23 protein-coding genes are annotated in these 25679 nt (G+C 55.8%); 6 read left to right on the top strand and 17 right to left on the bottom strand.

What is annotated here, in order from left to right:
• Positions 1 to 55 precede the first annotated feature (55 nt).
• The 10 genes from JRJ26_12570 to JRJ26_12525 all read right to left on the bottom strand — a co-directional run bounded on the left by JRJ26_12570 (position 56) and on the right by JRJ26_12525 (position 10349).
• Positions 56 to 1165: an ABC transporter ATP-binding protein gene (locus tag JRJ26_12570; GenBank protein MBW2058318.1), complete on the bottom strand. Its 1110-nt coding sequence runs from the start codon at positions 1163 to 1165 to the stop codon at positions 56 to 58.
• Positions 1166 to 1177: 12 nt separating this feature from the next.
• Positions 1178 to 2308 (bottom strand): ABC transporter ATP-binding protein, encoded by a 1131-nt coding sequence (locus JRJ26_12565; GenBank protein MBW2058317.1) that lies wholly within the window; start codon positions 2306 to 2308, stop codon positions 1178 to 1180.
• Between the two features lie 2 nt (positions 2309 to 2310).
• Complete coding sequence (locus JRJ26_12560) at positions 2311 to 2508, bottom strand: hypothetical protein (GenBank protein ID MBW2058316.1); 198 nt, start codon at positions 2506 to 2508, stop codon at positions 2311 to 2313.
• A gap of 89 nt (positions 2509 to 2597) precedes the next feature.
• Positions 2598 to 3413: a carbohydrate ABC transporter permease gene (locus JRJ26_12555; GenBank protein MBW2058315.1), complete on the bottom strand. Its 816-nt coding sequence runs from the start codon at positions 3411 to 3413 to the stop codon at positions 2598 to 2600.
• Positions 3414 to 3481: 68 nt separating this feature from the next.
• Positions 3482 to 4387: a sugar ABC transporter permease gene (locus JRJ26_12550; GenBank protein MBW2058314.1), complete on the bottom strand. Its 906-nt coding sequence runs from the start codon at positions 4385 to 4387 to the stop codon at positions 3482 to 3484.
• A gap of 298 nt (positions 4388 to 4685) precedes the next feature.
• Complete coding sequence (locus JRJ26_12545) at positions 4686 to 6140, bottom strand: extracellular solute-binding protein (protein ID MBW2058313.1); 1455 nt, start codon at positions 6138 to 6140, stop codon at positions 4686 to 4688.
• Between the two features lie 279 nt (positions 6141 to 6419).
• Positions 6420 to 7184 (bottom strand): GntR family transcriptional regulator, encoded by a 765-nt coding sequence (locus JRJ26_12540; protein ID MBW2058312.1) that lies wholly within the window; start codon positions 7182 to 7184, stop codon positions 6420 to 6422.
• Positions 7185 to 7279: 95 nt separating this feature from the next.
• A complete protein-coding gene (locus JRJ26_12535) occupies positions 7280 to 8251 on the bottom strand; it encodes an alpha-ketoacid dehydrogenase subunit beta (GenBank protein ID MBW2058311.1) in 972 nt (323 codons plus the stop codon).
• Between the two features lie 29 nt (positions 8252 to 8280).
• Positions 8281 to 9249, bottom strand: a complete 969-nt coding sequence (locus JRJ26_12530) for a thiamine pyrophosphate-dependent dehydrogenase E1 component subunit alpha (GenBank protein ID MBW2058310.1) — start codon at positions 9247 to 9249, stop codon at positions 8281 to 8283.
• 74 nt (positions 9250 to 9323) lie between these two features.
• A complete protein-coding gene (locus JRJ26_12525) occupies positions 9324 to 10349 on the bottom strand; it encodes a LacI family DNA-binding transcriptional regulator (GenBank protein MBW2058309.1) in 1026 nt (341 codons plus the stop codon).
• A 296-nt stretch (positions 10350 to 10645) separates the two neighbouring features.
• On the opposite strand from JRJ26_12525, the gene JRJ26_12520 reads away from it, so the two are divergent.
• The 6 genes from JRJ26_12520 to JRJ26_12495 all read left to right on the top strand — a co-directional run bounded on the left by JRJ26_12520 (position 10646) and on the right by JRJ26_12495 (position 16813).
• Entirely contained in the window at positions 10646 to 11695 is a 1050-nt protein-coding gene (locus JRJ26_12520) for a 2,3-butanediol dehydrogenase (GenBank protein ID MBW2058308.1), read from the top strand.
• Between the two features lie 40 nt (positions 11696 to 11735).
• Positions 11736 to 12530 (top strand): SDR family oxidoreductase, encoded by a 795-nt coding sequence (locus JRJ26_12515; protein ID MBW2058307.1) that lies wholly within the window; start codon positions 11736 to 11738, stop codon positions 12528 to 12530.
• 26 nt (positions 12531 to 12556) lie between these two features.
• Positions 12557 to 13339: an SDR family oxidoreductase gene (locus JRJ26_12510; protein MBW2058306.1), complete on the top strand. Its 783-nt coding sequence runs from the start codon at positions 12557 to 12559 to the stop codon at positions 13337 to 13339.
• Between the two features lie 101 nt (positions 13340 to 13440).
• Entirely contained in the window at positions 13441 to 14673 is a 1233-nt protein-coding gene (locus JRJ26_12505; protein MBW2058305.1) for a 2-oxo acid dehydrogenase subunit E2, read from the top strand.
• Between the two features lie 52 nt (positions 14674 to 14725).
• Positions 14726 to 16147 (top strand): dihydrolipoyl dehydrogenase, encoded by a 1422-nt coding sequence (gene lpdA / locus JRJ26_12500; GenBank protein MBW2058304.1) that lies wholly within the window; start codon positions 14726 to 14728, stop codon positions 16145 to 16147.
• A 129-nt stretch (positions 16148 to 16276) separates the two neighbouring features.
• On the top strand, positions 16277 to 16813 hold the full coding sequence (locus JRJ26_12495) for a C_GCAxxG_C_C family protein (protein ID MBW2058303.1): 537 nt from the start codon (positions 16277 to 16279) through the stop codon (positions 16811 to 16813).
• Here JRJ26_12495 and JRJ26_12490 read toward each other — a convergent pair.
• The 7 genes from JRJ26_12490 to JRJ26_12460 form a co-directional block, all read right to left on the bottom strand.
• A complete protein-coding gene (locus JRJ26_12490; GenBank protein MBW2058302.1) occupies positions 16797 to 18656 on the bottom strand; it encodes an aldehyde ferredoxin oxidoreductase family protein in 1860 nt (619 codons plus the stop codon). The two genes, JRJ26_12495 and JRJ26_12490, sit on opposite strands and share 17 nt — an antisense overlap.
• A gap of 17 nt (positions 18657 to 18673) precedes the next feature.
• On the bottom strand, positions 18674 to 18937 hold the full coding sequence (locus JRJ26_12485) for a MoaD/ThiS family protein (protein ID MBW2058301.1): 264 nt from the start codon (positions 18935 to 18937) through the stop codon (positions 18674 to 18676).
• Between the two features lie 194 nt (positions 18938 to 19131).
• Positions 19132 to 20094 (bottom strand): ABC transporter permease, encoded by a 963-nt coding sequence (locus JRJ26_12480; protein MBW2058300.1) that lies wholly within the window; start codon positions 20092 to 20094, stop codon positions 19132 to 19134.
• A gap of 175 nt (positions 20095 to 20269) precedes the next feature.
• Entirely contained in the window at positions 20270 to 21010 is a 741-nt protein-coding gene (locus tag JRJ26_12475; protein ID MBW2058299.1) for a sugar ABC transporter ATP-binding protein, read from the bottom strand.
• A 176-nt stretch (positions 21011 to 21186) separates the two neighbouring features.
• Complete coding sequence (locus tag JRJ26_12470; protein MBW2058298.1) at positions 21187 to 21936, bottom strand: sugar ABC transporter ATP-binding protein; 750 nt, start codon at positions 21934 to 21936, stop codon at positions 21187 to 21189.
• 687 nt (positions 21937 to 22623) lie between these two features.
• Complete coding sequence (locus tag JRJ26_12465) at positions 22624 to 23871, bottom strand: sugar ABC transporter substrate-binding protein (protein ID MBW2058297.1); 1248 nt, start codon at positions 23869 to 23871, stop codon at positions 22624 to 22626.
• Positions 23872 to 24041: 170 nt separating this feature from the next.
• Entirely contained in the window at positions 24042 to 25292 is a 1251-nt protein-coding gene (locus tag JRJ26_12460) for an amidohydrolase family protein (GenBank protein MBW2058296.1), read from the bottom strand.
• Positions 25293 to 25679 lie beyond the last annotated feature (387 nt).

Here is a 25679-nt window from a genome sequence, read left to right as displayed (position 1 = left end):
AGGTTCCAACCCGGAACCCCCCGCCGATCTCGTCCCGTCGAAGTACATAGAATTTCTACCGGTTTTTCCTTTGCAGTATCGGGGTCTCCTTATCGAAGAGATGGATAACATCAGGGCTGAAGCCGAGCCAGACAGCATCGTTCACTCCGAATTTTTCCGCCGCCGGAACGACCGCCTTGACCTCTTTGTTCGCCTGGTTGCCGAGCCTTATTGTCAAGACCGTCGTATCACCCTGAAATTCGACGATCTTGACCAGCCCGGGGACAGAGGCCTCTCTCCCCTCGACTTGGGAAACCCTCAGATGCTGGGGACGGACCCCGATTGTAATCTCGGCACCCACGTATCTTGGATCTACTTCCCCGGTGAACCGAAAGATCCTGTTTCCCTGATGGTTTGGGATAGAGACGGTCTCCGGGCTCTCAACCCGCCCTTCGATGAAGTTCATTGCCGGTTCTCCAACGAAGTACGCCACGAACCGGTTCGCGGGCCGACTCCATATCTCCTCCACCGTTCCGATCTGTTGCAATTCAGCCTGCCTCAAAATCGCGAGGCGGTCACAAAGGGAGGTCGCCTCCGCCTGGTCGTGGGTAACATAGATCGTGGTGAGACCGAGTTCATCATGAAGCCTCCGGATTCGGGCTCTCAATTCGGCCCGCACGCGCTGGTCCATGTGCGAGATAGGCTCGTCGAGAAGGGTCACATTGGGCTTTCGCACAAAAGCACGAGCAAGAGAGACTCTTTGCTGGTGGCCGCCTGCCAGGGATGACGGGTACTTGTTCAGCACCGAGGTCAGGTCAAGAAGCTGAGCAATCGATTTGACCTTCTCGTCCACCATGCTCTTTTTCATTCCCCTGGCCTTCAGAGGAAAGGCGATATTTTCGTAGACGGTCATCCGCTGGTATAAGGCATAAGACTCGAAAGCGAGAGCGATGTTCCTTTCTGCCGGCCCGAGGTTGTTCACAACTCTTCCGTCAAAAAGGATCTCTCCCCGGGTAACTTCCTCCAGCCCCGCCAGCATGCGTAAGGTGGAACTCTTGCCGCCCCCTGAGGGACCCAAGATGGCCAGAAACTCCTTGTCGTGGCAGACAAGCGTCAGATCCTTCACTGCTATGACGTTGCCCCGGGGGTAGATCTTCCAAACATGATTCAGATCGACTCTGCTCACTCTCCAGGACTCCTATGCTTTGGAAATTTCTACTGTCTTGCGGTAAAAGAAGATGTGGTTCTGATCAAAATCGAGCCAGACCGGCTCTGATATGTGATAGTCGGACAGGCGTTTCTCTCCCCTGGCTCTGACATAGAGAAAAGTATCTTCCAACTCGAAGGTGACCATGCTGCTCTCCGCCTCGTGGAGAAGTGCGTAGACGGGCAACCGAAAAGAGTCGTCCGAAATCCTCTCCTTGCCGAGTCGGATATGCTCACACCTGATGCCGAGCCGGACTACGGCCTTGCCGTTTTCCTGCCTGGCCACTCCGACTGCCGAGTCCACGAGATCATCTCGAATCCGGATAGCGAGATCGTCTCCGACTTTGAAGATGGTCTTGCCGTTTTGAGTCACGATTTGGCCGTCGAGCAGGTTCATCGGGGGCTCTCCGATCAATCTCCCGACGAAATCCGTGGCGGGGGTATTGTAGACCTCTTCGGGGGTGCCTTCGTGCTCTATGGTCCCCTTTCTCAAGACCGCCATACGATCGGACAAGGCGAGAGCCTCCCGGTAGTCATGGGTAACGTAAATAACGGTGCTCCGGTACTTTGAGGCAAACTCCTTGAGGAGAGTCTGGGTAGAGAACTTCAGCCTGGCATCGAGGTGGGCGATGGGTTCGTCGAGAAGGTAGACCTCAGGTCTTCTGACAAGCGCCCTGGCCAGGGAGACGCGCTGCCTCTGGCCCCCGCTCAGGTGCTGCGGCAGCCTCTCGAGAAGCTCCCCGATTCCGAGGAAGCTGGCTATCTCGTCAACCCTTCTTCGTTCTTCTTGGGGGGACAGCTTCAGCGCCCAACGGGGAGCCCGCAAGGGGAAGGCGATGTTGTCGTATACGCTGAGATGGGGGTAGAGGTTGTATGCCTCAAAAGCCATGGATACGTTTCTTTCCTGGGGGGGAAGGTTGTTCACGGCCCGGCCGTTGAAATATATGGTACCCGAGGTGGCTTCCTCAATACCTGCGATCATCTTGAGAATCGTACTCTTTCCTGCGCCCGTGGGGCCGACGATGGAGAAGAATTCTCCTTCCCTGCAGGTGAGGGTCACCCCTTTCACGGCCGACTTGCGGCCGTATGATTTCGTTACCCTCTCGAGTGTCACTTCTGCCATGGCTACTCCTCCTCTTCTTCCTCCTCTTCCTCTGGTCGAGGACCATATTTGAACAGCACCATGGCAATAAACGTGGCGATGATAGCCCCCACCAATTGGGGCACAAATCTCTCCACAAACCTGAGCCAGAGCAGGTTGAAACCGATCCAGGCCATAACCGCCCAGAAGAGCCAATTTCCCATCGTCATTCGCGGCAGCATATCTCACGCACCTCAAGACCGATTGTTTTGCCAACCAAACCCGTAATACCGTCTTGCCCGGCGGGGCAGCACCGGAAAACTCGACCCCTCTAGCCTTTCACCGCTCCGAAGGTCAATCCCCTGATGACATAGCGCTGCATAAACCAGGCGGCAATCAACGTCGGAAGTATCGCTACAGCAGCGCCGGCTGCCATCGGTCCGTATTGGACCTCGATGGAGCCCCAGAAGGAAGATATCAACACGGTGACTGTCCTGGCAGTGAGCCTGGTGAAGAGGAAGGCATAGAAGAACTCGTTCCATGACCATATCAGGCAGAACACAGTCGTCACTGCCAGCCCCGGCAGGATCAAAGGAAACACGACTTTCCGGAAGACCTCCATCCGCCCGTAGCCGTCCACCATGGCGGCCTGTTCCAGTTCTTCGGGGACATCCCTGAAGAATCCATACAACAGGAAAGTGGCAAATGACGTGTTGAAGTATATGTAGAGCAGAATTATACCTGCATGTGTATCGAGCAACCCAAAGGTGCGAAACATGATAAAGAAGGGAATAGCAGCCACTACACCCGGGAACATCCTGGTTGAGATTGTGATAAAGAGCAGATGCCCGCCCCCGGTATTCCAGCGGGCAAAGCTGTAGGCTGCAGGCAATGAAACGAGCATGACGAATATTGTGCTTACCACGCTGACGATCGCGGTGTTGCCAAGATTGAACCAGAATGGATAGTCTGTAAACATGCGTTTGAAATTATCGAGAGTAGGAGTGAAAACAACGAGTTTTTTCAACTCTGTCGTAAATATGTCTCCGGAAGACTTGAACGCAGTAATATAGATCCATAGCAATGGGCCTATGACCGTAAGCAAGACAATCACGGTTACAAACCAGAACAAGGCTTTCTTGAGCATTTCCGGTTTCCCTCAATTTGTAATCTGCGTGATGAATACTCCACGTTGTATAACGAATAGCTGTATCTTTACCTTATCACCCCAAGTGCTTTCATGAGCTCGCGGTACATGACCGCACATACCGCGATGGTGAGAAAGAGCGAGAATATGGCCATTGAGGATCCATAGCCGATGTCGAAGTAGACAAAGGCAGTCCTGTAGACACGCCAGTCCAACAGCTCTGTTCTCACCCCCCCGCGGGTCGTTCCGTAGAGGGGGTCGAACAACCTTATCAACCACATCGCCCTCAGTACGACGATGATCATGATGAGGGGACTCAACATGGGCAGCGTGAGCCTCCGGAAGGTATACCAATTCGATGCACCGTCCACCCTTGCAGCCTCGAAAACGTCTCTCGGCAGGCTTCTTAGACCGGCGATCAACACGAATACGGAGAAGGGGAACCACTGCCAGATGGTTATGAAGCAGATGGTGTAGAGGGCAAGGTTAGGCGACCACCAGTACACCTTACCGAGTCCTATGGCGGTCAAGATCTGGTTCACCGCACCGAAGTCATATTCCAGCATGAAATTCCACAACAGGGACAGGACCAGAGGGGCTACGAGCAAGGGCAGGAGGGCGAGCCCTCGCACCACGTTCTGGCCTCTGAATTCCCGGTTCCACAAGAGGGCCAACCCCAAACCGATGAGCAATTCGGCAACTATGCAGATCGCAAGGACCTCGAACGTCCGGGCAAGAGCCTCCATGAATGCCGTATCGTTGAGGAGCTCCCTGTAGTTGTGCAGGCCGACAAAGATGGCTTTTCCTTGCATCCCCCACTGGCAGAAGGAGTAGTAGAGGCAGTAGAACAGGGGGTACAGCATGAAAACCAGGAGTAACGCAAAAAGAGGAATCAAGAGGGTCCACTTGAAGTATTTCTCGCTCGTCAGGATCTCCCAGATCGACGGTTTTCTCACGGCCGTATCCGGCCCCATCTCGGCCACGGGTTCGTATGTACTTTCAGGCGCCATTTCCGTGTTTACCTTTCTCCTTGCCTCGGGCCAAGCCCGGCTTTCTCCCCGGTCTTTCCGGCTGCGACCCTGGTCTTTCGAGCCAGGAACCTACCCCTCCCGGCGATCCGGAGAATGCACTTCTCCGCCCCTGTGCCGCAAGGAGGGACCATCTCTTGGTCTTTCAGCCGGGCATGTGGGTTTCGTGAAGATCTATCCCTCCGCGTTCCGGTGGAGCATCCAAGGGGAGAACCTCCCCTTGGATGCTCCTGTTTGTCCCCCTTTACTTCTCCTCACGGATCGGTATCGTGTCGAACTTGGATGTCAGCTCGAGGGTTCTCGCCTCAGCCTCGGCCACAGCCTGGTCGATGGTGGCCTCTCCTGACATGGGGGTGTGAAAGACGTGCATCTGCATCTCGTAGACCTTGCCTCCGGCCTTGGTATTGAAATACCAGTAGTTCGGCACGTACTTGGCCTGCTTGGGCCAGATGTCGAGCAGATAGTCACAGAGTATCCCGAAGGGGTAGCGGTTCTCGGAGGTGTGCCACATGGGGTCGCGCAGAACATCCATCCGGGTGCTCAACTGGCCTCCTTCCTTCATGACCGCTTTCTGACACTCAAAGGAGGCGAGGTATCGAACCAGCCAGTAGGCGGCTTCAGGATTCTTGCTGGCCTTGGCAACCCCTACGGACCAGGCTCCCGTGTAAGGCTGGCTGCCAACGGTGGGATATATTCCCAATCGGCCGTCAGCGACGTGCTTGCTGAGGATGTCCGCGGTCCAGGCAAAGCAGTTTGAGAATTGGTGGGGCTGAATGATCGCCCGCCCTTCTCCCTGCTGGGCGACAACGAAGTCGAAGTTGGCGGTGAGGCAGCCCGGAGAGGCCCATTTGAGTTCATTCTTGTACTCCCTCAGGGTCTCCTTGAGAGCTTGCTTGTTCGCCTTGGTTATCACGAATTCTTTCAGCTTGCCGGTCGAATCCCTGACCACTGTTACGTAGTCCGATCCCTTCCCCCAGATGCGACAGCTTATCTCGTCGTTTATCTGGTACGCCCCAGCCATCATAGCCAGGCCATAGAGATCGTGGTCGAGGGGTTTACCCTTCAGCGGTTCACCTTTCTTTCTGGTGAAGAACTCTCCCTGGTCGTAGAGCTCCTTGTCGGTGGTGGCAGGTTTCAAGTCGTAGCCGTATTTGGCCTTGAAGTTGGCCCGCTCCGTCGGATCGTCAAAGACGTCTTGGCGGATAAACATGCCCATGTGATAGGTGTAGAAGGGGAGCACCATCTGATCGCCGTAGGCCTGCCCGCAGATCAGGATCGAGGGTGAATGGTTCTCTGCATCCTTGCGAAACCCCTCAATGCCCGCTGGATCCCACTTAGAAGCCAGGTCGTAGAGCTTGTAGAGATAGGGCGACCATTCTGTAGTCCATGAGGTTTCGACGTAGACAACGTCGTAGTAACCGGTCCCCGCCATGAGCTCCACGTTCTCCTTGGAGTAAACAACGGGAGAGGCGACCCGCTCCACATTGACTTTGACGCCGGTCTTCTTAGTGAACTCGGCGATATAGGGCATTATCTTGTCCCAGACTTTGCCGGTTTCGACTACTGTGTTGAGGGTCCTCTTGTTCTTTATCTTCGGAATGTCCTGGAGGCCGAACCGTGCCTCCTGAGCCTTGGTGCCGACCGCGGCCAGGCAAAGAATGAAAAGAGTGCAACTCAGGAGTGCAATCATTCTCTTCATCTCTATTCTCCTTTCCTTGAGAGTTTTCGGATCCCGAGGTGAACGCCCAGCCCCTTCTGGAAAGAGGCTCATCTCGACTGCCCGGGACCGCCTCAGATTGCCCGAGAAGGTCCCGAAGGGATCCGATTTCCTTCTGTGAGAATAGGAGTTTTCCTGTTTCGGTCTCTATCCCACCTCCCTTCCGGAAGACTGCAGAACCGTTTCCCATCACCTCCTCTCTGTGTCCCATGTTTCCGGCGGAACAAGATACCACACCCCGGCACCGATTTAGTCGGGAGTTCATCGGTAGAGTGTGGAGGTAAAGATATACTTGTCTCCCCTGATCCAATTCACATAGTAAGAGACCGGCAGATTGTCCCGGTCGAACATGGTCCGCTCCATGAGAAGAAGGGGATCCCCCTTTTCGATACCGAGCAGGGAGGCCTCGTAAGAGGTCGCCCTTACGGCCTGAATATTCTGGACAGCATACTCCACGTAAAGGCGGTACCTCTTTTCCACCAGTTCCGAAAGGGAGCCGTGACCGAGCTCCTCTTCCAGCAGATGGGGACAGAGTCTCTCGGGTATGTATGCGCAATTGACAGCCAGGGGCATTCCGTTGGCAAAACGGAGCCGCGTGATCTTGAAAACCTCCTCGTCTTCGTCCACCCGGAGCTTCTCCATGACCTGTTTACTTGGAGTTACGATCTTCTTTTCGATGACCCGAGAGCCAGGGACCATCCCCTTTTTCTGGATGTCCTCAAAGAAGCTGACCAGTCTCGTTGCCTTCCTTTCTATCTTCTTCTCGGCCACGAAGGTTCCAAACCCCTGCCGCCTTTCCAGCAGACCGTCCCTCACCAGTTTTGCAAGGGCCTGTCTCACGGTCATTTTGCTTACGCCGAAGATCTGGCCCAACTGTTCTTCCGAAGGGATTTGGTCGTTCGGTTTGAGGTGGTCTTTCTCGACTATCTCCAGTATGGCCTCGGCTATCTGGTAGTAAAGGGGGATAGGGCTGCTTCTGTCTATCTGGGTAGGAATCCTCAGAAAAGAAGAGTCGGTCTTTTTCATGAGAAAAGAGGCCAATTTTGGGAATGCTGTGATAGTATAGCCGGATATACGTATATACCGGCCTTTTTCACCTGTCAAGAAAAAAGATGATGGGTTTACATGATCTCCTGGCACGCTCTGATCACATCTTCCGGCTTCGGCATGAAAGCACGTTCAAGCACGGGGCTGAAGGGTACCGGAGTGTCCGGGGCGGTCACCCGTTTGACAGGGCCATCAAGGTAATCAAAAGCCTTATCGGCGATAAGTGCCGACACTTCGGCACCGAATCCTGAAGTCCTGCAGGCCTCGTGGAGTATCACGGCCTTTCCCGTCTTTTCAACAGAGCCGACAACGGTCTCTTCGTCCAGGGGCTTGAGGGTCCTCACGTCGATCACTTCGGCCTCGATTCCCTCGCCGGCCAGACGCTCTGCGGCCTCAAGGGCCACATGGACCATGTACGACCAGGTTATGATGGTGACGTTCTTCCCCTCTCTCTTGATCTCTGCCTCTCCCAGGGGGAGGGTGTAGTCGTCATCCGGCACGGGCCCCCTGAAATCGGTGAGGAACTTGTGCTCAATGAAGATCACGGGGTTGTCGTCACGGATCGAACTCTTTAGAAGCCCCTTGGCATCATAGGGTGTGGACGGCATAACGACCTTCAGGCCAGGGATATGGGTAAAAAAGGCTTCCAGACTCTGGGAGTGGTGAGCCGCCGCGGAGAACCCGGCCCCCCCTTGGGTTCTGATGACCAGCGGAAGTTTCATTTTGCCACCAAACATATAGCGGAGTTTGGATGTCTGATTCAGGATCTGTTCCAGGCAGAGTCCCATGAAGTCCACGTACATGATCTCAACACAGGGTCTGAGTCCGGTTGCCGCTGCACCGGCCGCGAGCCCGACGATTGCTCCCTCGGATATGGGGGTATCCTTGACTCTTTTTTCGCCGAATTCCTGGAAAAGGCCCTTTGTCACTCCCAAGTTACCCCCGTAAAGGCCCACATCTTCTCCGGCGATAAAGACGCTTTCGTCCCGTTTCAGCTCTTCCCTCAATGCCTCATTCAAGGCCTGCACATAGGTTATTTCTCTCATGACGGACACCTCTCTTTACTGCTGGACGGCTAGGCGTATACGTCTTCCAGGGCTTCCTCGGGTGCAGGGAGGGGGCTCTCTTCGGCGAAACGGATGGCCTCGCTGATTTCGCCCTCCACCTCCCTGTCGATGGTCTCCAGATCGTTTTCGGAAGAGATCTTGGACCGGAGCAGGAATTCTCTGAACCTCCTTATGGGGTCGCGCTCGGTGATCCACTTCCTGACCTCCTCCTTGTCCCGGTAAACGTCGGGGTCTCCCTGGAAATGACCCTTGTGGCGATAGGTCTTGCATTCCATCAGGGTAGGACCATCTCCCCTTCTGGCACGGCTGATGGCTTCCATCGCTGTCTCATAGACCTTGATCACATCGTTTCCGTCAATGGTCACACCGGGGATGCCGTATGCCTGAGCGCGGACCGACACATCGACGATCTTCTGATGGTGCTTCTGGGGAACCGACATCCCGTACTGGTTGTTTTCGCAGACAAAGATGACCGGTAGATTCCAAAGCGCCGCCAGGTTGACCCCTTCATGAAAGGTCGCGTTGTTGGTGGCACCATCGCCGAAGAAGCAGGCGACCACCTGGTCTGTTCCCCGGTACCTCGCTGAGAAAGCCGCACCGTTGGCCAACGTGAGCCCTCCCCCCACGATGCCGTTGGCCCCGAGGATCCCCTTTTCCACTGCGGCGATATGCATCGACCCACCCTTGCCCTTGCAGTAGCCTGTTCGCTTGCCGTAGATCTCGGCGAACATCTCCCCGAGGCGACCCCCCTTGGCCACACAGTGGCCATGGCCGCGATGGGTGCTCGTAATGTAGTCATCCTCTCTCAGGGCCGCGCAGACGCCTGTGGCGATGGCTTCCTCCCCGATGTAAAGATGAACGAAGCCTGGAATCTTCCCCTCTGCAAAGAGGCGTTCCACGTTGCTCTCAAACCCCCTTATCCTCACCATGGTGCGATACATGTCAAGATACTTGTCTCTCTCGATTTGAGCGGTCATCCTACAACCTCCTTGTCAGCCGTCACCGAAAAACACGAGTTGCGTATCGTTCCAAGACCCAGCCCCCTCGCTCTCTATCCCTCCTCATGGCTGCCACAGGACTGTCGCACGATGAGCCGTGGTTCCAGAATGATCCTGTGGTGATAATCGTTCCCCCTGTTCTCGATGGAATCAATCAGTATCCGGACTGCGAGGTTTCCCATCTCATACTTGCGCTGGCTCACCGTGGTGAGTCTGATCCTCCGGGCATACTCGGTATCATCGAAACCCACAAGCACCAGATCCTCCGGTATCCTGATCCCGAGTTCATCGGCAGCATCCATCACTCCAAGGGCGATGTAGTCGTTTCCGCCGAAAATCGCCTCCGGCCGGTCGCCGCTGGTCAGGAGGGTTTTGGCAGCCCTGTAGCCGTCCTGTCTCCGGAAGGGCACATGAAAAACGAAACGATCCGTGAGAGGGATGTCCATCTCGTGCAAGGCCTGCTCGTACCCCCTCAAGCGGTCCATACCGGTGGAGAAAACGGAAGGGCCCGTGATAATGGCGATCTTCCTGTACCCGTGGCCGATCAGGTGCCGCGTCAATTGATAGGCGCCCAGCTGGTTGTCGAGGACGACGTAATCACCCTTCTCGCTTCTCAACTTGCGGTTGACCATCACTACTGGCAGGCGCTCTTCGATCAACTTCTCCACTACCGGATCGCTCAGCCTGACAGAAGCGAAGATGAGCCCATCCACTCCTATACCCTTCATGACCTCGGTATATCGCCGGCTCCTTTCCTGTATCTCGTCGGTGCTGCAGAAGATCACATGATAACCACACTCAAGGGCCCGATCCTCGATGCCTCGAGCCAGCTCCGCATAGAAGGGGTTGCCTATGTCAGAGACCAAGAGGCCGATAAGGTTGGATCGCTTTCGGGCGAATCGCTGCGCCAGGGGATCCGGGTGATATCCCGATTCCTCGACTATCTGGAGGACCCTCTTGCTTGTGTCGGGATGCACACGGGGGTCCTTGTTCAGGACCCTCGAGACCGTGGTATGGGAGACCCCTGCCATTCTGGCAATATCGCGGATCGTGAGTTTCGATTTTCCCGCACCGATCATCTCGTCGACCTCTCCTATGTGACCGGTAACCCTGGCTACGTTTTTAATGAATAACAGTATCCCTGTCAAGTCCTTTTTGCTCCCGCTTTTTTTCCCCTCAAAAGGAGATCCGAAGAGGCAGCTGAATATCCGGCACGTTTTCGGGGTTTCTGGGATCTCGGATCCCGTGGAAGGACCGGCTCTTCAGGCCGTGGGTCCTTGCCATGGAGACGAGGCAGCTCAGGCAGTTTTGTTCTTGACAAAAAGGTCCTTTTTTGTTTTGTTACCGGTAAGCTGAAGGAGGGAGGTCGCGACCATTGAGAGCAGCGGTTTGGTATGGGAGGAGGGACGTCCGAATCGAGGATTTTCCCGATACCCCTCCGGCCGAGGGTTATGTCAAGGCCAGGGTCTACTGGTGTGGGATCTGCGGCACCGACCTTCACGAATACGAGGCAGGCCCGATCATGATCCGGATGGATCGGCATCCCCTTACCGGGGTGAAGCCGCCTGTTGTGTTGGGCCATGAATTCTCCGGTGAAGTCGTCGAGTGTGGTCGTGGTGTCGACAGTCTTAAGCCCGGTGACCGCATCGTCACCAATACCCTCTACACCTGCGGTGAGTGTTATTGGTGCAAGAGGGGCCAGTATCCCATTTGTGAGAAGCTGGGAGGCATCGGGCTCGCCTCGCACGGTGCCTTTGCCGAGTACATCAACGTCAAGGCCGAGCAGTGTTACCTGATACCTCCCCAGGTGGAAGATGACGTGGCAGCCCTGGTCGAACCAATGGCAGCGGCTGTCCATGCCATTCGCAGGGGTGGCGTCCTTGAGGGGGACACGGTGGCCGTGGTGGGGGCAGGGCCCATAGGTCTCATGGCACTCCAGTCGGCCAGGGCTGCGGGGGCCAGCCGGCTCTTTGCAATTGAGGTCTCCCCCGTCCGGGGTAAGAAGGCGGAGTCGTACGGGGCTGTCCACTTGAATCCCCTGGAAGAGGATTTCGAGGTAGAGCTTCTCGATCAGACGGGGGGTGTCGGACCAGACGTGGTGATCGAATGTGTGGGGGCACGGGAGACCGGCTCAATGGCAGTGAATCTGGTGAGAAGGGGAGGGCGGGCCGTCATCATGGGGGTCTTCTCGGAGCCCTCCTCATTCCATTTCAATGACCTCGTCTTCACGGAGAAAGAAGTTGTCGGTTCTCTCTGTTACATCGACGAGTTTGATACTGTTCTGCGCCTGTTGGCCGACGGGAGACTGTCCGGCGAGGGGCTCATAACTGGCCGCATAATGCTTGACGACCTCATAGAGAAGGGCTTCGAAGCTCTGCTCCAGCACAAGGAGGCCCACTTGAAGATTCTTGTTAAACCGGGTTGAATGCCCGCAGTGGGTTCAGAAAACGACAAGGAGGGAGAAGATGGATCTGGAACTCAGGGATCGTGTTGCCCTCATAACCGGGGGGAGTTATGGCATCGGAAGAGGATGCGCGGAGGCGCTGGCCAAGGAGGGGGTCCATGTGGCTATATGCGCGCGCAACAAGGAGAAACTGGATGCCGCTACCAGGGAGATCCAGTCGAAGTTCGGCACCAGGGCCCTGGGAGTGGTGGCCGACTGTTCGAGGCTTCCAGACATCGAGAACTTCGTCAAGGAGGCGGCCCGGACGTTGGGAAGGATCGATATTCTCATCAACAACGCAGGTACGGGGAGCGACGAGAAGATCGAAACCACACCGGACGAGAAGTGGCAACACTACTGGGACCTGAACACCATGAGCGCTATCCGGTGTTCCCGTGCTGTTATTCCCCATATGAAGGAGAATGGTTGGGGGCGGATAGTCAACATCTCTTCTATCTATGCCAAGCAGCCGGCGGCTTACTGCCCGGTATACAATGTGACCAAGGCCGCGCTGATGATGTTCTCGAGGTGCCTGGCCGAAGAACTGGTGGATTACAACATACTGGTAAACAACGTGAACCCGGGGCTCACCAGGACGCCCCTGTGGGAGTACTGGGCCGGAGTCTGGGGGAAGCAGCAGGGGATCAGCGCGGATGAGTACATGGAAAACCATGCAAGGCAGCACACACCCATCAAGCGCTTCTGCAGCCCAGAGGAGTTGGCCCAGGTCATCGTCTTTCTCTGCTCGGCGAAAAACACGTATATGACCGGAGCGAGCATCGACGTGAGTGGCGGATGGGTAAAGGCCATCTACTAACAGCCACGCCGTGTAATGGGGGGATCATGAGACTGGAGGGCGAGGTTGCCATCGTCACGGGAGCCGGCCGTGGAATCGGAAGGGGTATTGCCCTGAGGCTTGCTCGAGAAGGGGCCCACGTGGTGGTCTGTGACATCAGCAAGGAGAACTCGGAGAGAGTCTCCCATGAGGCCGGAGAGATCAATCCCAGGGGCCGGGGCTTCCCCGTGGCTGCTGATGTCTCGGTTGAAAGAGACGTAGAGTCGGTTGTGTCAGAGGTGATGGGGCGGCTCGCAAGGATCGACATCCTGGTCAATAATGCAGGGATCCTTGCCATAACCCCGGTTGTTGAGATCAGCGAAGGGGAGTGGGACCGGGTCTTGGCGGTCAACCTGAAGGGTCCTTTTCTTTTCAGCAAGCACGTGGCCCGGGAGATGATCAAGAGGGAGAAGGGGAAAATCATCAATATCGCTTCCAACGCAGGCAAGCGGGGTGACCGGTTTCTCGCCCACTACTGCGCCTCTAAATTCGGGGTTATCGGGCTGACCCAGGTGTTGGCAAAGGAGTTGGGTCCTCATCATATCCATGTCAACGCCGTGTGCCCGGGATTTATCGAGACAGACATGTTCAGCCTTTTGGATCAGGGGTTTGGCAAGTACCTGGGGAGATCCCCGGAGGAGAATCGCCGGAAATTCGTGGCTTCGGTGCCTCTGGGAAGGATGGGAAAGCCGGAGGACGTCGCCTCCCTTGTCGCTTTCCTGGCTTCAAGGGAAGCAGACTACATACACGGGCAGGCGATCAACATCTGCGGGGGTGTAACACCCTATTGAGTGCCTGTCGCATAGGCCCGGCTCCGGAGAGCTTCCGCGAGGGGGAGAGCTCTCCGGGCTTTGATTTTTGACTCAAAGATCGACGGCTGGGAGTGGATTCGATGGCTGCTAATGTGATCATGCCGAAACTCGGAATGGCGATGAAGGAGGGGAAGGTTGTCAAATGGCATTGCAGGGAAGGAGACCGGGTTGAGGAGGGGGATGTTATTGCTGAGATAGAGACCGAGAAGATCACCTATCAGATCGAGGCGCCCCTCTCCGGGATCCTTGCCAGGATTCTGGTAGGGGAGGGGAGGGTTGCTGGTGTGGGGCGGGTCATAGGGGTTGTGGTGGAGGAGGGGGAGGTTTTTGACGCATCAGCGGTTTCGGCCGCAGATTCCGGGGTCCCTGTAGGTGACAGGGCGGTTGGGGCCCCTTCCGAGACTCGTGCTGAGGCTTCCTCAGGACCCTCGAAGGGTCCGCGGATCAAAATCACCCCCATTGCCAGAAAGATTGCCAGGGAGAAGGGTATTGACGTCTCCCGGATAAAAGGGACCGGCCCTGACGGCCGAATCACCCGGGACGATGTGCTGGCTGTTGTGGAAGGGGCCAAAGGGAGGGAGCTCGCTGAGGAGTGGCCTTCCGGGGAGGCCGCCATCAGGTTGGGGGCTGCCGTTCCCCTGACTCGGATGCGGGAGATCATCGGGCAGCGGCTTACGGCGAGCTCCAGGGATGTCCCCCACGTTCACTTCTCGTGCGAGGTGGAAGGCACCGGGATGATCGGATTTCGGGAGAGGTTCTCCGGGGCGATAGAATCGACCACCGGTGTGAGGCTCTCCCTTAATGACATCATCCTGAAGGCCGTTGCGACCACCATAGAGAAGTTCCCCCTGTTCAACGCGAGCCTCGAGGGCAAGACCATCAAGATTCATGAAGAGGTGAATATCGGTCTGGCCGTGGCCCTCGAGGAGGGGTTGATCGTTCCGGTTATCCGAAGGGTGAACGAACTGACCCTGGGCCAAATCGCCGGGGCGAGAAAAGATATCCTCGACAGGGCTCGCACCAAGAAGCTCACTCTGGATGATGTCTCGGGTGGTACCTTTACCGTCTCAAACCTCGGCCAGTTCAATGTCGACTCTTTCACCTCGATCATCAACCCTCCTGAAACCGCGATCCTCTCTGTGGCAAGAATGAAGGAGAGACCGGTGGTGGTCGGAGGAGAACTCGCAGTCCGCCCAACGGTCAACCTGGGATTGTCCGTGGATCACCGGATCGTAGACGGGGCGATGGCTGCGGCCTTTCTCCAGGAGCTCTCCGGGCTTCTTGAAGATCCGTACCTGATGTGCACGGTGTGAGACGGAGGTCTTCCTGCGGAGCATTTACGGGGGACCAAGCCGAGGGAGGTGTGTGGAACAGAGCATGGAAAACAAGGAGAGGATAACTTGCGATCTCACCATCATCGGGGGAGGACCGGGGGGGTATGCAGCTGCTCTCGAGGCGGTGAGCAGAGGTTTTACCGTCACCCTGGTTGAAAGAGAAAGGATAGGCGGAACGTGCCTGGTCAGAGGGTGTGTGCCGACCCAGTGTCTTCTGCACGACTTGAACCAATACCGGCTGCTTGGCGACTGCGAGTACATAGAGAAAGACGGAACCCCGGTGAGGCTCAGTTTCGAGAAGGTGATGGACCGGAAGAACCGGGTTGTGGATCTCCTGGTGAGTGGAACAGAGAAGACCCTTGAGGCTCGGGGTGTGACCATCGCCAGAGGCGGGGCGGCTTTCCTCGACCCTCGAACCGTATCGGTCAACCCCTCCGGGCAGGTCATCCACTCCAGGTATGTGGTAATTGCAACCGGGTCGCGCTGCAAGTCGACCCCTCCCCTTGTCTTCGACCATGAGTACATATGGGATACTACGGATGCCCTGAACATGGAGTCGGTTCCGGGGAGCATTGCCATCGTGGGTGGAGGTGTGCGGGCAATGACCTTTGCCGAGATTTTTCATTATCTCGGCTCAAAGGTCCACCTCGTTGTCCATGACGCCCGTATCCTTCCAGACATGGATAGGGGGATCACTTCGAGGTATAGAAAAGTCCTCAGGGAGAAGAAGATAGATCTTCTCACCGGCACAAGGGTGGCCCGGGTCGAAACCGGGACCAAGGGCGGACCTGTTGAGCTGACCCTGGAGGGCAGAAAGGGTACCAGGTCCCTCAAGGTGGACAGGGTCCTGGTCCCGGGAGATCGAGAGGCGGAGGTGGAGGGCCTCAACCTGGGCAGGATAGGCCTGTCCCTGAGGGAGGGGCTCGTCCCGGTGGACGGTGATCTGATGACCCGGGTACCGGGTGTCTACGCGATCGGGGACGCAGTGGGCGGGAGATACACGGCCCACAAGGCCGTGACAGAAGGGAGGGTCTTGGCCCGGCGGCTGGGCGGTGAAAATCCGCGGATCGAGTACGAGCTGGTTCCCATATGCCTCTATACGAGCCCGGAACTCGCCTCGATCGGACTCACCCAAGAAGAAGCTGAGAAGAGGGAGGAGGAGATCGGGATCGGCTATTTCCCCTTTGCGGCTGGTTCACGGCCGGCCATCTTCGGCGAGTCGGAGGGAATCGTAAAGATCGTGTTTGAGAAGAGGTATGGCGAGGTCCTGGGAGTCCACATCATCGGATACCGGGCCACGGAACTCATCGCCTTGGCCTCTATGGCCATGAAGAACGAGCTCAGCCTCAACGAGATAAGGGAGGTGATATATCCCCATCCATCCTTTGCCGAAGCCCTTGCCGAGGCCGTAAACGACGGGCTCGACACGATGGACCAGAAGGCGTCACCTTGAGGAGTCTTGCTGCGAGTACGATTCGATCGAAAAAAGACCCGAAGGGGTATGATATTCTTTTCACGGCTGGGTTGGACGGGATGCGGTGTGCGTGGTGAAACAGTTGATCAGAAGAGGAGGGGAAAACCATTGTTACATCCAGAGTTCAGGGACAAAGCCAATCTGGTTATCGACAATCCCGAGCTTTTCAAGAAGGAGGCTATGGAGCGGGCCTACTTCTATGAGAAGACCTACGCGGGCTGTACTCAATGTGTGCTTATGACCTTTTTTGAACTTTTTGGAGTCCAGGACTCGCTCTTTATGTCGGCCACGGCCGGTTTGCCGGGTTTCCTCCATAGCTCCCAGGGCTCATGCGGGGCCCTGATCGCGGGAGGGCTGGTCCTGGGCATGGTCTTTGGCGGACGCAGGGATTTGAGAACGGGTTGGGAAGATCTGATGCGCGTCGCTCCTCCTGCTCAGAGGCTGGTGGAGTTGTGGCTGGCTGATCGCAGGCCTCCCCTTGCGGGCAGCACCCGATGCAGCGACATCAGCGGGGTCGACTTCAGAGACATGAAGGCAAACAAAGCCTTCCATGACACCGGTGAGTATCTGAAGTGTGTCGATGTCACCGCCTATGCGGCGGAGATGACCGCACAGGTGATCATAGAGTTCATGGAAAAGGAGTAGAAAAGGCACCGTCCAAACCCAGTTCGTCCAACTTCTCTGGTGTTGGAACTCCCTCTTCGCTCCATCCCCGGTAGGCGTAGTAGTCGGCGAGGAGTTGCCCCATGTGGGGGAGCTGATTGGTCAATCCCTCGCCTGTCCTCTTCAGGGTCAAGAATCTCGGCGGCAGGAAGTCGTCTTTCCGGCTGACTCCCAGGCGAGTATTGTAGAGCCTCTTCAGGTTGAATACCCGGTCCCCGGTCTTCATGAACCCCGGTATGTCCACTTCCCAGCCTGTGACCAGGTTGAGCCACCTTACCATATCCGTGACATCGACCGCCTTTCCCACCTGGGTAAACCGGCAGATGACCAGGGTATCCATCATGCACATAAGGTTCTGGAGCTTTGCGGTGAACTCTGCCTTTCCCTCGATCTGGTAAGGGTCCTGGGCCTCTGGAATCCCGATCTCGGGCATGTTGAGGCTGAGCTCATAGGGATGGCTCCAACTGGCATTGTGGCAGGCGCCTCTTGCTGCCGTCCCATAGGAGAGGGCCTGGCTGAAAAACCTCCTGGGATCATGGGCAGAAGGCTCGAGCCCCTTCACATGAACCGCAAATTCCACCGCGTTGCTGCCCAAGGCCTCGGCCATTCTCCTCGATCCCTCTCCCATGAGTTCTCCGATCCCTTCCCTCTTTCCCATCTTGTGTACCATCTCCACCAGGGCCTGCCCGCTTCCCCAGACCAGGTCCACGCCGTCGGTATCCCGGCGGGTCAGAATCCCCCTTTCATAGGCCTCCATGGCAAAGGCGATAATGGATCCCGTGGAGATAGTATCAAGCCCATAGCGGTTGCAGAGCTCGTTTGCCTTGCATATGGCGGCCAGATCATCCACCATGCACTCGCCGCCGAGAGTGCCCAGGGTCTCGTACTCCGGGCCCTCGCACTCCAGGGGTGCATACGGTCCCTCTGAGATCCGAATGTGGCGGCCACAGGCGATTGGACATCGAAAACAGGCCCTCCTTCCAACAAGAATCGTGTCGTGCATGGCCACCCCGGAGATCCTGCTCGCTCCGGCCCAGCGCCCCTGCTTCCAGTTCTTGATCGGGAAATTTCCTATCTTTTCGTAGTTCTCGATCCCCCCCGAAGTTCCGTATTTTCCAAAGGTTTCCGTCGCCTTCCGGACACGGGGCAGGGCTGCTTTGACATCCTCTTGCAGAAGTTCGGGTCTTGCCAGAGGAAGCCCTTTCGTTCCATAGGCTACGAGAGCCTTGAGGTTCTTGGAGCCCATCACCGCTCCCAGGCCGGTACGAGCCGCAGATCTCACTATGTGGCCGATATGGGGGATACCGGCCACCCTCGCGAGCCTCTCCCCGGCAGGGCCGATCACCGCGACGGTGGCCTTCTCCGAGGTTTGGGACTTGAGGAGAGCCGCCGATTCGTAGGAGTCCTTTCCCCATACGTGCCGTGCATCACGGAACTCTACTCCCCCGTCATGGATCCAGAGGTAGACCGGGTCTTCGGACTTCCCGGTGATGACGATTCCATCAAACCCGGTCTTCTTGAAACGAACAGCCCAGGATCCACCCACATTCGCCTCTCCCAGGAGTCCTGTGAGCGGAGAGCGGGCCATCATGTGGTGCCTGCTGGAACCGGGAACAGGTGTCCCCGTATAGGGGCCGCAGACTGCCATGAGGAGGTTCTCAGGGCCGAGTGGGTCGGTATCTGGAGATGTCTCGCGGTAGAGGATCTCTGCCTCGATCCCGGCGCCTCCGACGTATCTCTCGACCAGTCCTGCGTCCAGATCCTCGATCTCGACTCTTCGACGGGTAAGGTCCACTCTCAGCAATCTTCCATGATAGCCAAACATCGCCATTCCTCCCCTTTTCATCCCCCTGTTACCGGTAGGAGGATATCAATGCAATCCTTGTCATCGACCATGTCGGCGAGCCTCAGGGGTACCCCATTGCGTACCAGCATGAGATGGGCTGAAAGGCGCGCGTCGTCTTCCGCCTCGAGAAACCTCGCAAAGCCGGGATATCTGGAGGCGAGTATCTGGAGCGTCTCCCGGGCCGAGATCGGCTTTTCTAGCCTGATTCTTACCTCCCTTCCCGCCTGCTGTTCAAAGGGACCGAAAAACCTGATCACCATCACAGGACCTTCCCATAGACCGTCTCTACATCTATTCCATATTCGGGTCAAGCATTCAAGTCTCAAAATATGGAACTTGCGAACACACATGGTACCGCTTCAGTGAGGATTGAGGTGACAGGGAGTTGGTTATGAGCAGATAGAACCGCGGATGAGAGAAGCGTCGCGCCCACCCACAAGAGCGTTGAACTGGCTTATCGGCCTGTAATTCTTCCCCTTACGACGTCTACCAGGATGGCAATGAACACAAGCAGTCCTTGGACGAACTCATAGGAATAACCGCTGACTCCACCCGCCCTGACGATAATGACTATGAGTTGAACCAGGTAGGCTCCGGCAACCACGTTGATAAGGTTGCCCCTTCCTCCGGTCAGGCTGACCCCTGCAATCACCGGAGCCGCGATGGCGGGCATAAGCCACTCTACCGCAAACCTGGCCGAGACGAAACCCATTCTGGCTGAGAGAACATACCCGGCCAATGCCGAAAAAAATCCGGAGACGATGAACGCGATGATCCTGATTCTATCGACGGGAATTCCCATCGCGCTGCACGCCTCACTGTTCCCCCCAACCAGGTAGAGTCTTCTACCGGTCACCGTGCGCCTGGCAAAGATTATTGCAGCGATGACGACTATGACAAAGAAGAAGAGAAGCAATTGGATCGGGCCTATGAAGACCCTCCCCAACTCCATCCATGCATCTGGAAGCCCGGCCTTGGCCATGCCCTTTGTGGCGACCAGGACGATCCCTGCAAGCATCCACCACATCGCAACTGTCTGAACCAGTGAGGGAATCCTGAGTTTTGTGATCAGCAATCCGTTGAAAAGGCCGACTCCAACACCGACCAGGAGTGTAAACAGGATGGCGAGAGGGACGGGAAGGCCTGTTTCCATAGCCAGTATTCCCGCCATGGGTGCAAACGACGCCACTGCGACTATGGAGAGATCAATCTCCCCGACAATCATGACAAACGCCATGCCGATGGAAAGAAAACCTACGGTTGTTCCTTGGACCAACACACTCAGGAAGGTCAGGTGAGTGAACAGGGTTGGAACAAAAAGACCCGTAACAACGTAGATCCCTACGAACAGGAACCAGGTGTAGTACTCCATCAAGCCAGCCGACGCACTCTGTAACAGGTACTTTGCCGATTTCAAGAGCCTTCTCCCCCTGCGAGTATTGTGTCGCCCCGACCCTGTCACACCTCTGTATTGCTACAGACGCATCTCGCAGTGTGTTTGATCTCCCTCGGTCAAGGGCGAATTTAGTCGACCAGAGGCGGTTCTTGGCAAGGCCCACACCGTACGATGCTAATCCCCAAACAGCCCCGCTTCATGGAAGCATGTAATCCACGATTTCATCGACGCTGATGCTGCCGGTGTGGCCGAAGAACATTTTCTCTCCGCCTCTCAGGACCATTATGTAATGGCTCAAATTCTTGATCAGCTCCAAATCGTGAGAAACTATGATCATGGTGATGCCGATCTTCTTGTTGACTTCTCTGAGGAAGTTGAGAATCTCCTTTCTTCCGTCCAGAGACAATAATGTAAAAGACTCGTCCAGCAAAAGGATCTCGGGGTTCGCCTCGATGGCTCTGGTGACTGCTATGATCTGTCTCTGCTCCCCGGAGAGGTCTCTCACCTCCAGATCTACATCGAAAGTGTGCCCGTATTTTGCGATAGCTTCCGCCGTGAGCCGCTTCATTCTCTCTATGTCAAGGAACGGGAAGGGGCCTATTCTCTTGGTCAGCTCCCTGCCCATGAAGAAGTTTTCCCATACCTTCGCAATCTCAACCAATTCCAGAAACTGGTACGCGATCGCTATTCCCTTCTTCATCGCGTCAGCGGGGCTCTTGAACCGGACCGCCTTTCCCTCGAGGTAGATCTCTCCACCAGACGGCTGAAGATCACCACTCAGGATTTTCAGCAGGGTGGATTTTCCTGCACCGTTGTCTCCGACCAATCCCAGGATCTTACCTTCTTCAAGATCGAATGAGATATCGCTTAGAGCCTTGACTGTGCCGAAATTCTTCCAGACGTTCTTGACTTCCAACATGGGGCTGGAGCCGTTCATCCCGCTCACCTGCTGCTCGACATATCGTTCACATGGACGACAATAGATCTATCCGAATAGAGATGATGAATTTCAACTGAATGCGCCATATTGGTCGACCCGTTCAAGGGCGGCGGCAGTCGCTTCACCTTCGGCGATGGCTTCTTGTGGATGTACATACCGAGCCCCGGATCCTGTCAGGTTGGCAGACCCATTGCAAGCTTGAAGATCTTCACCCTGTCAGCGGATTCTGTGTCAAAACGGCCGGCCGTCTCGCCCAACCGGAGGACCATCACCTCGTCGACGAAATCACTGATCTGCTCATACCACTGGCTGGTAATGATGATCGAGGTGTCTTTCTCTTCTTTGGCGGTTCTAAGCAGATCGAAGATCTCTCTTATCACTCTCTTCGACAGGCCGTGGGTGGGTTCATCGAGCAGGAGGATGTCAGGATTCGCTTCGACGGCTCTGGTGACTGCTATGATCTGTCGTTGTCCCCCTGAGAGTTCTCTGATTTCTCGCTCGATGTCGAATGTGTGGCCGTATTTTGCGATAGCCTCCGCCGTGAGCCGCTTCATTCTCTCTATGTCAAGGAACGGGAAGGGGCCTATTCTCTTGGTCAGCTCCCTGCCCATGAAGAAGTTTTCCCATACCTTGGCGATGTCGACCAGTTGCAGGAACTGGTACACGATGGCTATTCCTTGCCTCATCGCGTCGGCAGGATTCTTGAAGCGTACCGGCTTTTCCCCGAGGTAGATCTCTCCGCTCGATGGTTGAAGATCACCACTCAGGATTCTTAGCAGAGTAGACTTCCCCGCACCGTTGTCCCCGACCAATCCCAGGATCTTACCTCCCCCAAGATCGAATGAGATACGGCTTAGAGCCCTGACCGTGCCGAAATCCTTTGAAATATGCTTCAGTCTCAGAATCGGGTCAGTTCTTTTCATCCCAGGCCCCCCGATCCCAGTTTTCTTCTCAGGAATTGAAACCGGCACCCATCTCCGGTTTGCTCAACGGCATTCACGATCCCATCTCGCCTAATGGTATCAGTTCCAGGAGTCACTGTTGAGTTTTCCCCGAATCCTAGCACAGTTGTCCATGTGCGGTATGACAGTCAGTTGCCTTCTCGATGGTACCTTCGATCGATTCTTGTCCTGTTAAAGCCGTATTCAGGGGGCGATACCCTGATGTCCACCCACCTGGGGCCCGAATCATAACACGGTCATCGACAGTCGGCAAGCTTGAATGAAAAAGGCACCCTTGTTGTGGTTGATTTCAAGCCTCCAAGACCACAGCAAGAACACCACAACAAAGGAGCCCTTCTTGCCGCCCGTTCTTCTCGACAGCCCAGGTGTTTATCCGCCGTAGCCTCTTGGCCTATCTCTTGGAGCATGAACCCTCGCACCGCAGCATCGGGAATATCTTCCCCCTGAAATCGAGCAGGAAACCGCCGCCACCGCCTACTTTGAGCGTCCCCGGGCTTACTTCTCGGTCATCCTCCGGAGGTGTATCCGGGACCCTGGACTCTTTCCTCATTCCAGCGTCCCGGATTCCGGGACTGCACCGTAGTTGTTACCGATGCCCCTAAGAATGTCCGCTACCGGGTTGCGAGGCCTGAGTCCCCGGCGTCCCGGTTATTTCTTCTCACGCCATGCCTTGTATTCGCTCAAGAGTCTTGCAGACCATGCCGGTTCTGTTCCCTTGGCTGCAAACGTAGGGACCGGACTCAGGTCTTCACCGATCAACTTGACGATACTGTTTCCCCACAATCCCCATGTATTAACGTTGTCCTTGTCGACTCGAGGGCACGGCGTCGTCCCCATAGGGGTTTTGGAATAGGGGACTTTTTCCACCGTCATAACCAGATCCTCGCCACCCCAATAGCAGCCTTTGGGTTGTTTGACCGTGAGCGGCGTCGGGACTTCGGGTATTTTGTACGGTGGATACTGGTATGACGCGTCCTTCACAATGTAATCTTTCGCTATCTGCCACAGTGAAACAGCTATCGAATCAGGGGTCTGTGAGTAGACCGTATCAATATACCCGTGCCTGAGCCATGTGAGCGTCGAGGGTTTTCCGTCGATGCTCGCTACGTATACATGGTTTGGGTCTCCCACGTAGTAGAGTTTGCCGTATTTCTCCAATGCATCGAGGGCACCCAGAAGGTAGGGGCCGTCGCTTCCCGCAAGCAGGGCAACAACATCCGATCCGGGCCCGGCAATGCAGGCCTCTGCAACATCGGCCCATCCCTCAGGCGTCAGCCCACCCACGATCTCGACAAAATTGATTTCGGGATGGTGTTTCTTTATCCACCTGAACCCGTCGCATCTCAATTTCCAGCCGCTCAGCCTCAGATCTCCATTAAGCGAGATCACTGTCTTGCCCTCTGTTGTGCCGTATTTTTCCTGTATCCACTTGACTGCTTCCTTAGCCATTGCTTCTGCAGCCGCCAGGTCATTGTACTGCGCGCATACACGGCTCGCCCCGGTTATGTAGTCTTTGTACACAACTACAGGGCAGTGGTATTGCTGTTCGGCTATCCTTATAGCCTCATTCACGGCCGTCATACTCGTCGGATCGACGAACATTATATCGGCCTGTTGCGCGTAGGTGGTTATTTGATCGAATTGGGTTGTGTCTGATCCCTCGGCACTGGTAAAGTTGAAGTTCCAACCGTCGGCCTTTACCGCCTCCCCTAGGAATGTCACGAGCATATTCCACCAAAATTCACCGGTATAAGGCATCAAAAGCCATACGGTCTTTCCGTGTTTGAACTCCTTTGCTTGGCTTATTGCGGGACTTAAACTCCCTACCGCGATGATGATCACGCTGACTACTACCACAACCGCCGTCTTGAGTCCTGCAGGTTTCGTCTTTTTCATTTCTTACCCCCTAGCCCTGTTTCGGACACGATTGACTCCTCTGTCAAAAGTTTCCAGGAAAAAAGAACTCTTTCAAAACCTCTCCTTTCTAACTTTCCCCTTCTGGACCTCTTTATTCCTAATCCCACCACCTCCTTCCGGTCAAGAATCGGACTCTCCTCGAACTCATCTTATCGTGTCACGACTATCTGCCCCTCCTTCATGACCATCTTGATCTTTTCCTCTTCACGAAGAATGCGAATATCCTTCACCGGGTCTCCGTCGACGAGGATAATATCGGCTATCTTCCCTTCCTCTATGGTGCCGACCTCGTCCCCGACGCCGACGGCTTCGGCCGCCGTCTTGGTTGCAGCAATGATCGCATCCATCGGTTTCATCCCCAATTCCACAAACATGGCCAATTCACCCGCATTGTCACCTTGCCGGATATAGGGGACTCCTGCGTCTGACCCGAATGAGATCTTCACACCCATGTCGATCAACTTCCTGAAGTTCTTCTTCTTGTCTTCCCAGCATTCGACCGCTTTCTGCACCATCCAGTCCGGTAGATCTCCAGGCCCCTTATCCACGATCATCCGCACATACAGGTTGGTCGATTCCAGATACACATTCTCCTTTACCATCATCTCGGCACACTCTTCATCCATGAAGAAACCGTGGACAATCGAATCCGCACCCGCCTCGATGGCGTTCATGATCGCCTCTCGCCCTTGGGCATGGGCGATCGCCCTTTTTCCCATCTTGTGGGCCTCTTCGATGGCCGCCCTCAATTCCTCACGAGTGGCCTGCGGGGCCGTTGCAATACCTGTACTGATGATATCGCGGCTGGCCACAACCTTCACATTGTCCGTTCCATTGTAGATGTTGAGCCGGGCAGCTCTTCTCCACTGGTCAGGTCCGTCGCAGTGGATCGTAGACTGTTCGGGATGCACGGGAATATTGGCCAACCATGGAGGCAGGAAGTAACCATGCCCCCCGGTAACCGTGAGATGGTATCCGGTGGCGAAATACCGGGGCCCGACAATGTCACCTCGGTTGATGGCGTCACGGAGTGCCACCTCCAGCCAGCCCCATCCTGACCCGCCGTCTCGGAGGGTCGTGATTCCCATCTCCAGGGTACGTTTCAACCGTGGCACCGACCTCAGTGCAAGGGTTAGGTGGTTGTTGGATACGGGAAGAGAGTAGAATTCCCTTGACTCACCATCTGTATAGATGTGCACATGGCTGTCAATCATGCCGGGCATCAGCGTTTTCCCCACCGCGTCGATGACGTCGACACCCTCTCCTTCAGGCAAAACGATCTCCGAGGCTTTGCCGACGGCCGCTATCTTTGAGCCTTCAACCACGACGGCGCATTTCTCGATGGGTGGTCTCCCGGTTCCATCGATCAGTCTTCCAGCCTTGATCACCGTGGATTTCATTCCGTTCCCCTCGCAACACGTGGTCTGATCAGGTCCTTCAGTCGCTGGTTCGGATCTTGAGGTTCCCCCGTCAATCCATCCGCACCGTAAGGAGAATAGCCGGGCACTCAACCACCCGAGGCTGAGTCGGTACTTGACAGAGTGTCCGGAAAAGAACTAACATTATGACGTCATAACAGGTTTCGAGGCTCACTATACATGGGTTTCATATCGCTTGTCAAGAAAAAATTTTGTGGAGTTTCCTGACTTTTGGAGAACACCCTTGCCTCCGAGCGACATTGCGGAAGCGGTGGGGTACCCATCAAGGGTGAGCGGGAAGGGGAAAGGTCGTGTTCGTGATTCGTGTTCGTGATTCGTGTTCCCGGGGAAGGGGCAGGAATTCCCCAC

Source organism: Deltaproteobacteria bacterium (assembly GCA_019308905.1).
GTDB lineage: Bacteria > Desulfobacterota > BSN033 > WVXP01 > WVXP01 > JAFDHF01.
The sequence above is the reverse complement of the archived record's forward strand: the minus strand, read 5'-3'. Positions and strand labels throughout refer to the sequence as shown.